We start from the raw sequence: 9564 nt of genomic DNA, 5'->3' as shown, positions 1-9564 counted from the left end.
TTTTAATGTTTTTTATGATGAAAAAGATGCTGTTGGTAAACGTTACAGAAGGCAAGATGCAGCAGGTACACCTTTTTGTATTACCGTAGATCATGATAGTTTAGAAGATAATTCTGTTACTATTAGACACAGAGATACTATGGAGCAAAAAAGAGTAAAAATTACCGATTTAAAAGAAATTATAAAAGCTGAAGTTGAAGTAAAAAATTGGCTTCAGAAAATGGAAGGGTAGTTTTTTTTGATATTTATAGTTTTAAAAGAAAATCCCTAAGAAATTTAATTCGAAGGGATTTTTTATTAATTAATACTTAGGAATTATATCTAATTTTTTTTCTTTAGAAATAAGTTTACCAGAAGTAGAAATGCCTTCTAAAAACAAACGTATTTCTTGTTGATTATCTTTTGGAATATTTAATTTTATATAAGAATTAGGTTCTATTGTAATATTTGGTTTCCAGAAAATTGCACCATAATTTATGTATGTTTCATTTGTAAATGAAGGATATTTTGGAGTATAGTATTCTTTTTCTGAAGCAAAACCAACAGGTAATTTTACTTGACTAAATTCTATCCATTCCTCATCAATAAAAGTAGGTGATGTGACAACTGTAAAAGGTCCAATAGTACCGGCTATAGTAGGTCCATTAGCTCCAAAAGGATAATCAATAACTTCTGAACCTTTATATTTCTCCCAAGAACTAGCTTTTCCATCAAAATCAATAATTCCATAGGGGTTAGGTACACCTCTATTATATAAGTTAGGATTATAAGGTATAAAAGTATTGTTTACTAAATAATTCCTTTTTTGATTTAAATTACTTTTAATTACGACTTCTTCTAACATAATTGAGTTACTGGTTAAAAATGAAAAGTTAGAACGCACCACGTTAGTTGTTTGTAATTTTTTTTGTTAATTAGTAGTTATGTTTCCATACAAATGACTATTTGAGAATGCTAAGCTTGGGCTAATTTTAAAAGTATTATTTAGACTTTTTAGTCCAAAATATATAAGTGAATTTTTCTTAAAAAAAGTATTTTCTAATTTATGCCTATTTGTGTTTTTAAAAGGAAAAACTATCACAAAATCTTTTTCTTCAAAATGCATTTCTACTCGTTGTCCTTTAGGAATTTTTTTATTTAATGTTAAAGAAATATCTATTCCTTTTTCAAAATTATAAATATTAGAGGGGGGATTGTTAAAAATATTACTCCATTTATACTTACTCCAACCTTGTGTAATTAATAATAAATCTAAATCTAAAAACCTTTTTTCATTACTCGACTTAAAATATTGTGTTGCGTTTTCAATATTTCCTTTTATAAAAGGTTTTAATAAAAAGTTAGAAATAATATTGTTTTCTGGTTTGTATGCTTTTGTTTCTGTAGGAAGAAAAGAAATACTTAAAAATATTTTTTCGTTATTGTTATTTGCAATGCTAACTTTTAATGAATCGCTTAACACTGAAACAAGATTTGTTTGTAAATTATTAGAAATATTTTTTGATGTTTTGTTGTAGAAGATTCTTTCTAAAACAGGTTTGTTCTGTTCATTAAATATGGTAATTGTATTTATTCCTTCAGGAATTTCTTTTTTTTCTAGAAAAATTTCGTAGGCTTTGTATTTTTTATTGAATGTAAAATAATGATTAGCAAAATTTTTGGTATTATGAAGCATTACCCTATACCTTTGTCCCTCAATAAGTTTTAAAGTTTCAGTGTTAGTTAAAATGTTTAAAACAGAAAAATCATCTCTCTTTAAATGTTCTAAATATAAAGCAATACCAGTTTTTTTTATTATTGATGTTTTCTTTACTATCCGCGTTTTATTATCTAGTGTTGCTTCAAAAGTAAAATACTTATTTTTTTTAATTGGAAGAATAGCTGCTCCAAAACCAAATTTATTAGTTGAAAATGTTTTTATAATCTTTCCTTTATCGTTTCTTATAACTCCTTTTTTAATCTGTATACCTTCATTATTTCCGTTTTTTATTAAAACGCCAATTTTATTATGTGTTTTTGCAATTAAATGACCGCCTTCTGGGAACAACTGAAAATCATAAAAGTTTTTTTTATCAACGACTTCTTTTTGTTCTTCGTGATTTTTCAGAATAACTATTTTCTGTAAATACGAATTGTCTTCTGCAAAATTTTTCATCCAATTAGTAGATGCTTTTAAGTAGTAGGCTTTTTTTATAAAAGAAGAATCTATTCTAATACTCCCTCTTCCAATACCTTCTTTAATATTTATTAATTGTTGTTCTTTTAAAGTTCCTGTATCATCATAAACAGATACATAAAGATTAGAGGTTTCTAAATGTAGTTTTTCTGAATTTTGTTCTAAAACATACGCCTGAAACCAAATTTCTTCTCCTTTTAAAAAACTTGTTTTATTTAAATGTAAAAAAGGAATTTCTCTAGATTTTTTAAAGTAATTTGTATAAAGAGAATCTATATTTTTAGATTGACTTTGCGTATTAAATTGAATTGATAACAGAAATAAAATTAAAATGTAGGCTTTCTTTTTCATAGTAGTATTGTTAATAATTTGTAAAATAGAAACAATCATTATGCCAAAATGTTAAATATTTAACACTTATATATAGTACTAAAAAAATCCGTTAGAATATTTCTAACGGATTTTTTATGTTTTGAGATTTCTCCATAAGTCGAAATGACAATAGAGAAAGTTAGGTAAGTATTTTACACAAGAGTGTAGAACTTATCTGTGGCGATTCGCCACTACATCATACCTGGCATACCACCGCCCATTGGAGGCATTCCACCACCAGCAGGTGCATCTTCTTTAATATCAACTAATGCACATTCTGTGGTTAAAATCATACCCGCAACAGAAGCTGCATTTTCTAAAGCAACTCTAGTCACTTTTTTAGGATCTATAATACCGGCTTCTAACATATCTACATAAGTTTCTGATTTTGCATCATAACCAAAGTCTTTTTTACCTTCTAGTACCTTATTAATTACTACAGAACCTTCACCACCAGCATTTTCTACAATAGTTCTTAAAGGAGATTCAATTGCTTTGTTTACAATTTGAACACCAGTTGTTTCATCTAAGTTTTCGGTTGCCAACTTTTCTAAAACTTTTTTAGCACGTACCAAAGCAACACCACCACCAGCAACAATACCTTCTTCAACTGCAGCTCTTGTAGCGTGTAACGCATCATCAACTCTATCTTTCTTTTCTTTCATTTCTACTTCAGAAGCAGCACCTACATATAAAACTGCTACACCACCAGCTAATTTAGCTAAACGTTCCTGTAGTTTTTCTTTATCATAATCTGAAGTTGTAGTTTCTATCTGAGCTTTAATTTGATTTACTCTTGCTTTAATAGCTTCAGCATCACCAGAACCATTTACAATAGTTGTATTGTCCTTATCAATTGTAATTCCTTCAGCTGTACCTAATAAATCTAACGTTGCATTTTCTAAAGAGAATCCTCTTTCTTCTGAAATTACTGTACCACCAGTTAAAATTGCGATGTCTTCTAACATTGCTTTTCTACGGTCTCCAAAACCAGGTGCTTTTACAGCAGCAATTTTTAAACCACCTCGTAATTTGTTAACTACTAAAGTAGCTAATGCTTGTCCATCTACATCTTCTGCAATAATTAATAAAGGTCTACCAGATTGAGAAACAGGTTCTAAGATTGGTAAAATTTCTTGTAAGTTAGAAATCTTTTTGTCGAACAATAACACATAAGGATTTTCTAAATCTGCAATCATTTTATCAGCATCTGTTACAAAGTACGGTGATAAATATCCTCTATCAAACTGCATACCTTCTACAACATCTACATAGGTGTCTGTACCTTTTGCTTCTTCTACAGTAATTACACCTTCTTTACCTACTTTACCAAAAGCAGTTGCAATTAAATCGCCAATAACAGCATCATTATTTGCAGAAATAGCAGCTACTTGTTGTATTTTTTCAGAAGAATTACCTACTTTTTTAGTTTGTTTTTCTAAATCTGTAACAATTGCTTCTACAGCTTTGTCAATACCACGCTTTAAATCCATAGGATTTGCACCAGCAGCAACGTTTTTTAAGCCTTCTTTTACGATTGCTTGTGCTAATACAGTTGCAGTGGTTGTTCCATCACCTGCTAAATCGTTGGTTTTAGAAGCAACTTCTTTTACCATTTGAGCTCCCATATTTTCTAGCTCGTTCTCTAACCCTACTTCTTTTGCTACAGAAACACCATCTTTAGTTACTGTTGGCGCTCCAAAAGATTTAGAAATAATTACATTTCTACCTTTTGGACCTAAAGTTACTTTTACTGCATTTGCTAATGCATCCACACCACGTTTTAAGCCATCTCTAGCTTCTATATCAAATTTTATATCTTTTGCCATTTTTTTTTATTTTTTAGCTTTTTGCCTCTAGCTTTTAGCTATTGGCTTAGTTAATTAATAATTTTAGTTATTGCTAAAAGCGAAGTGCTAATAGCTGAAAGCGCATTTAAATAATTGCAAGAATATCAGATTCACGCATCATTAAGTAATCTGTACCTTCTAATTTTAGGTCTGTTCCACCATATTTACTATATAAAACAGTATCGCCTACTTTTACAGTTAATGGCTCGTCCTTTTTACCATTTCCAATGGCAACAACAGTACCTTTTTGAGGTTTTTCTTTTGCATTATCTGGTATAATTATTCCAGATGCTGTTTTTGTTTCTGCTGGTGCAGGTTCTACAAGAACTCTATCTGCTAAAGGTTTAATGTTTAATCCCATTTTATTATAAATTTTGATTAATTAAATTATTTATTCTGTATATAAATTGTCAGAAATTGTGCCAACACAACAAAACTGACAATTTTTCAAGGAATTGTTTTTGTGTGTAAATTATTCTAAAAAAAAATGCCAACGTGTCATTTACGTTGGCATTTTTAATTTCTTAATAAGAAACTTATTTTAAACTATCGTTTGTAGTAGTTTCTAATGGTGGAGTTGTAGTTGTTGTTTCTACACCATCCAATGTATTGTTTAACTGAAAGTTATCATCTCCAGCTCTTGGGATAGCAAAGTTTGCTAATAAAATTAAGGCGAACATAGCAATTGCTAACGTCCATGTTGTTCTGTCTAAAAAGTTGTTTGTGTTTTGAACACCACCTAAAGATTGTGCACCTCCGCCTCCAAAAGAAGAAGATAAACCTCCACCTTTAGGGTTTTGTACCATAACAATTAATATTAAAGCTACTGCTACAATCAGAATTAGAATTAAAAAAGCTGTATAACTCATGATTTATTTTTTTGTAAAATTTGTATTCTTTTAATTTGGTCTGCAAAGAAACCACTTTTTTCTGGATATTTCAAACTTAAAATTCGATAAGCTTGTATTGCATTTTCGTACTTTTTTTGCTCTAAATAAACTTTGGCTAAAGTTTCGGTCATTAAAGCATCATTTTGCTTGTTTTCAGTAATCGGTACTGCAATCGTTTTTCCTTTCTCTAAAGGTTCTATTTTAGGATTTGTTTCTATAAATTTATCTATAATCTCTAATGTTTTTTCAGGTTTTTTAACCGATTTTTCCTCAGGTTTTCTTACAATAGTTTTTTTAGTAGAGAGTTGCAACCATTGGTGAAAGGAATGACTTTCGTTAGCTGAAAAAGAAATAGGTTTTCCTATTGTTAAGTCTTTTTTAGCTTCTTGGATGTCTTCTTTTTCTTCTTTTTTTGCTATGATATCTACCTTTGGTTGCGTATTAGTTTCATCAGAAGGTTTTTCTAAGGCGATTTTTTTAGAAATTTCTTCGTGAATATCATTTTTAGAAATATCTGTTTTAAATTTAGTGATATAATCGAACAAAATACTTCTGTCTGTAGTGTAAGCAGCAGTAATTTTTAATTCATTATTATATTTAAAACTGTCTTGGTTTTTAAGTCCTTTTAAATATAAAGCTCTTGCGTTCTGAAAATAAGGGTATTTTTCTACAATAGCTTTTAATTCAGCAGTTTCTACTTGCTGAATTTCTTTTTTATTTTCTAATAAATCAATAAAAGTATTACTATTCAAAACTTTAATTTCTTTAAACTTCTAATTTCCAATAACCTACCACTTTCCAACAGAGGCGTTAAAAATATCTTGTGTTATTCTGTCTATTATTTCTTCAAATGCAGCTTCCTGTACTGCACCTGTTAATTGCGATGTGGCTGGATAATCTGAATAAAAAGAGAAAGATTTTTCGAAATCTTTCTTTTCATCTAACCTATTTACATACCTTACATTTACAGTAATTGTTAGTCTGTTTTGTGCAGAAGTTTGGTTAGAGGATGCACTCATAGGGGCAATTCTATAACTGGTTATTTCTCCACTAAAATACAAATCGCCACTATTAGAGTTTAATACTAAGTTGGTTTGTCTTGTAAATAAATCTCTTAATTCTTCTGTAAATTGTTGACTTAAAGTAGGCTCAATTAATTGGGCTTGGTTTGGAAAAAAATCAATTTGTATTGTTTTGGCATCACCAACATCACCACCTGTAAAAGAGTAAGCACCACATGCAACAATGCTTAATGTAGTTACAATAAATGCTAAAATTTTAAATGTTTTTTTCATTTCTAATATTTGAAATTCAGTACTTGAGTAATTTTTTAAAAGTCCTCGATACAATTTTGATGAAAATGAAAATCACTGGAACTGATATTTTGCTTGATATTTAAACTTTTAAACAATTACAAACTTTTTACAAATCGTATTGTTTGATTTTTCTGTAAAGCGTTCTCTCAGAAATACCCAACTCTTTTGCTGCTAATTTACGTTTGTTATTATTTTTTTCTAGAGATTTTTTAATCATCTCTATTTCTTTGTCTTGTAAAGATAAAGATTCATCTTCTTCTATCGTTTCAATAAAATCATAATCTTTTTCTTTGTTGGTGTTTTGGGGTATGTTTAGCACCTCAATATCATGCTCTTTTAGCTCTTTATCTCCATAAATCTTTTGTAATAAATCATGATTTTCTTCCTCTAATTCCTCAACACTTCCATTTTTCATTAAATCTAGCGTTAATTTTTTTAAATCGTTGATGTCATTACGCATATCAAATAAAATTTTATACATAATGTCTCTTTCGCTAGAAAAATCGTTGCTTTTTTTGCCTCCTACAACTGCAGGTAAGTTGCCAGTAGCGTTTGGTAAATATTGTTGCAATTTATTCGCGGTAATTGTTCTGCTTTCTTCAATAACAGAAATTTGTTCTGCTAAATTTTTTAATTGACGAATGTTACCAGGAAACCTATAATTTAAAAGTATTTTAATTGCATTTTCATCTAATCTTATAGACGGCATTCTATATTTTTGAGCAAAATCTGATGCAAATTTTCTAAACAGTAAATGAATATCTTCATTACGTTCTCTCAGAGGAGGTAAACTAATTTCTACAGTACTTAACCTATAATATAGATCTTCTCTGAAGCGTTCTTTTTGAATTGCCTCTTGCATATTTACATTTGTAGCTGCAACAATTCTAACATTTGTTTTTAGTGTTTTAGAAGAACCTACTTTTATAAATTCGCCATTTTCTAAAACACGTAATAAACGTACTTGTGTGGTTAAAGGTAACTCACCAACTTCATCTAAAAAAATAGTACCACCATCTGCCACTTCAAAATAACCTTTTCTGTCTTGAGTTGCTCCTGTAAAAGAACCTTTTTCGTGCCCAAAAAGTTCACTATCTATGGTTCCTTCTGGAATTGCACCACAGTTCACAGCAATATATTTTGCATGCTTTCTATGTGATAAAGAGTGAATAATTTTAGGAATATTTTCTTTACCAACACCACTTTCTCCGGTAACTAAAACAGAAATATCTGTAGGCGCAACTCTTACGGCTTTTTCTAAAGCACGATTTAACTGCACATCATTACCAATAATGCCAAAACGTTGTTTTATTGCTTGTAAGTTTTCCATTTTTTTCTTTAGAATAGAAAAAAAAGAATAGAGAGAAAAGAGTTTTTCCTTGTTCTTGTCTCTTGCTTCTCTTTTCTAAAAATTAATTATTTTCAGAATATCCAACTGCAGTTCCTTTTAGGGTTGCAGAAGTACAGTCTTCTACTTTTACCATCACAAAATCTCCTAATTTATAGTGTTCTTTAGGAAATACAATAACCGTGTTTTGCGTGTTTCTTCCTTTCCATTCATTAGGATTTTTCTTAGAAGTTCCTTCAATTAAAACTTCTTCTGTTTTACCTAAATGTTGCTGTGTTCTATATAATGCGTGTTCTTGTTGTAAATCAATCACTTCTTGTAATCGACGTTTTTTTACTTCTTGTGGTACGTCATCTTCCATTTTTTTTCCAGCTAAAGTGCCTGGTCTTTCAGAATAGGCAAACATAAATCCGAAATCGTATTTAACGTATCGCATTAACTCTAAAGTATCTTGATGGTCTTGCTCTGTTTCACCACAAAAACCTACAATCATATCTTGAGAAAGTGCCATTTCTGGTACAATTTTATAGATATTATCTACCAACTGCATATACTCTTCACGCGTGTGTTGTCTGTTCATCGCTTTTAACATGGCATTACTACCACTTTGCACTGGCAAGTGAATGTATTTACAAATATTTTTGTGTTTTGCCATTACATGTATCACATCTAAACTCATGTCCTGAGGATTAGAGGTAGAAAAACGAAAACGTGTTTTTGGAAATTTTGTAGCACACATGTCTAACAATTCTGCAAATCCTACAGCAGTTGCTTGTGCAATTTCAGAAGCTTTTTTAAAGTCTTTTTTTAAACCACCTCCATACCAAAGAAAACTGTCTACATTTTGTCCAAGTAATGTAATTTCTTTAAAGTTTTTATCTACCATGGTTTGTATTTCCTCTAAAATACTTTTAGGATCTCTACTTCTTTCACGACCACGTGTAAACGGAACCACACAAAAAGTACACATGTTATCGCAACCTCTTGTTATAGAGACAAACGCAGAAACTCCGTTTGTGTTTAAACGAACAGGAGCAATATCTCCATAAGTTTCATCTTTAGATAAAATTACGTTTACGGCATTTCTACCTTCGCTAACTTCGTCTAGTAAATTAGGTAAATCTTTATATGCATCTGGTCCAACAACCAAATCCACAATTTTTTCTTCCTCTAAAAATTTTTCTTTTAAACGCTCCGCCATACAACCTAAAACTCCAACTTTCATTTTAGGGTTTACTTTTTTTACAGCATTGTATTTTTGTAAACGTCTTCTAACAGTAGTTTCTGCCTTTTCTCTAATAGAACAAGTGTTTACCAAAACCAAATCTGCTTCTTCTAATATCTGCGTGGTATTGTAACCCTCTTTATCTAAAATAGAAGCTACAATTTCACTATCATTCATGTTCATTTGGCAACCATAGCTTTCTATAAAAAGCTTTTTGGTGTTCTCTTTTTTATTTTCTGTTACAAGGGCTTTTCCTTGTATTTTTTCGTCTATAACCTTTTCAACTGTTTTCATATCTAAAAAATGAATTGCAAATATACAACCAAAATTGAAATTTAATGACATATTGGCAGAAAACAAAAAGGTCTTTTTTTATAAAAAGTGTAT

The 9564-nt window shown here is 29.9% G+C and carries 10 protein-coding genes; 1 reads left to right on the top strand and 9 read right to left on the bottom strand.

Annotation, left to right across the window (positions count from 1 at the left end):
- Positions 1-232, top strand: a 232-nt coding sequence (locus ACTG3S_RS08855) for a His/Gly/Thr/Pro-type tRNA ligase C-terminal domain-containing protein (protein WP_439128996.1), incomplete at its 5' end; no start/stop codon positions are given.
- 69 nt (positions 233-301) lie between these two features.
- On the opposite strand, the gene ACTG3S_RS08850 is transcribed toward ACTG3S_RS08855, so the two are convergent.
- From ACTG3S_RS08850 to miaB, 9 genes are all read right to left on the bottom strand, one after another.
- Complete coding sequence (locus tag ACTG3S_RS08850) at positions 302-844, bottom strand: hypothetical protein (protein ID WP_439128995.1); 543 nt, start codon at positions 842-844, stop codon at positions 302-304.
- 66 nt (positions 845-910) lie between these two features.
- A complete protein-coding gene (locus ACTG3S_RS08845) occupies positions 911-2566 on the bottom strand; it encodes a hypothetical protein (protein WP_439128994.1) in 1656 nt (551 codons plus the stop codon).
- Between the two features lie 173 nt (positions 2567-2739).
- Entirely contained in the window at positions 2740-4377 is a 1638-nt protein-coding gene (gene groL, locus ACTG3S_RS08840; protein WP_439128993.1) for a chaperonin GroEL, read from the bottom strand.
- A 106-nt stretch (positions 4378-4483) separates the two neighbouring features.
- Complete coding sequence (locus ACTG3S_RS08835) at positions 4484-4759, bottom strand: co-chaperone GroES (protein ID WP_298947529.1); 276 nt, start codon at positions 4757-4759, stop codon at positions 4484-4486.
- A 175-nt stretch (positions 4760-4934) separates the two neighbouring features.
- Complete coding sequence (gene secG / locus ACTG3S_RS08830) at positions 4935-5267, bottom strand: preprotein translocase subunit SecG (RefSeq protein ID WP_439128992.1); 333 nt, start codon at positions 5265-5267, stop codon at positions 4935-4937.
- Positions 5264-6040, bottom strand: a complete 777-nt coding sequence (locus ACTG3S_RS08825) for a hypothetical protein (protein WP_439128991.1) — start codon at positions 6038-6040, stop codon at positions 5264-5266. The genes secG and ACTG3S_RS08825 overlap by 4 nt, the downstream gene beginning before the upstream one ends.
- Before the next feature lie 36 nt (positions 6041-6076).
- Entirely contained in the window at positions 6077-6583 is a 507-nt protein-coding gene (locus ACTG3S_RS08820) for an LptE family protein (protein ID WP_439128990.1), read from the bottom strand.
- Positions 6584-6710: 127 nt separating this feature from the next.
- The gene (locus ACTG3S_RS08815; RefSeq protein WP_439128989.1) at positions 6711-7934 is read right to left on the bottom strand and encodes a sigma-54 interaction domain-containing protein; all 1224 of its coding nucleotides are present in this window, start codon (positions 7932-7934) and stop codon (positions 6711-6713) included.
- An 82-nt stretch (positions 7935-8016) separates the two neighbouring features.
- Positions 8017-9471, bottom strand: a complete 1455-nt coding sequence (miaB, locus tag ACTG3S_RS08810; protein ID WP_439128988.1) for a tRNA (N6-isopentenyl adenosine(37)-C2)-methylthiotransferase MiaB — start codon at positions 9469-9471, stop codon at positions 8017-8019.
- Positions 9472-9564 lie beyond the last annotated feature (93 nt).

It is taken from the genome of Polaribacter sp., assembly GCF_965656025.1.
GTDB lineage: Bacteria > Bacteroidota > Bacteroidia > Flavobacteriales > Flavobacteriaceae > Polaribacter.
The sequence above is the reverse complement of the archived record's forward strand: the minus strand, read 5'-3'. Positions and strand labels throughout refer to the sequence as shown.

What these genes read in the sequence shown, in the direction of transcription:
- ACTG3S_RS08820 (WP_439128990.1), bottom strand. Translation starts at nt 6,583, where the DNA reads ATGAAAAAAACATTTAAAATTTTAGCATTTATTGTAACTACATTAAGC.
- ACTG3S_RS08845 (WP_439128994.1), bottom strand. Translation starts at nt 2,566, where the DNA reads ATGATTGTTTCTATTTTACAAATTATTAACAATACTACTATGAAAAAG.
- ACTG3S_RS08850 (WP_439128995.1), bottom strand. Translation starts at nt 844, where the DNA reads ATGTTAGAAGAAGTCGTAATTAAAAGTAATTTAAATCAAAAAAGGAAT.
- secG (WP_439128992.1), bottom strand. Translation starts at nt 5,267, where the DNA reads ATGAGTTATACAGCTTTTTTAATTCTAATTCTGATTGTAGCAGTAGCT.
- ACTG3S_RS08815 (WP_439128989.1), bottom strand. Translation starts at nt 7,934, where the DNA reads ATGGAAAACTTACAAGCAATAAAACAACGTTTTGGCATTATTGGTAAT.
- miaB (WP_439128988.1), bottom strand. Translation starts at nt 9,471, where the DNA reads ATGAAAACAGTTGAAAAGGTTATAGACGAAAAAATACAAGGAAAAGCC.
- ACTG3S_RS08835 (WP_298947529.1), bottom strand. Translation starts at nt 4,759, where the DNA reads ATGGGATTAAACATTAAACCTTTAGCAGATAGAGTTCTTGTAGAACCT.
- groL (WP_439128993.1), bottom strand. Translation starts at nt 4,377, where the DNA reads ATGGCAAAAGATATAAAATTTGATATAGAAGCTAGAGATGGCTTAAAA.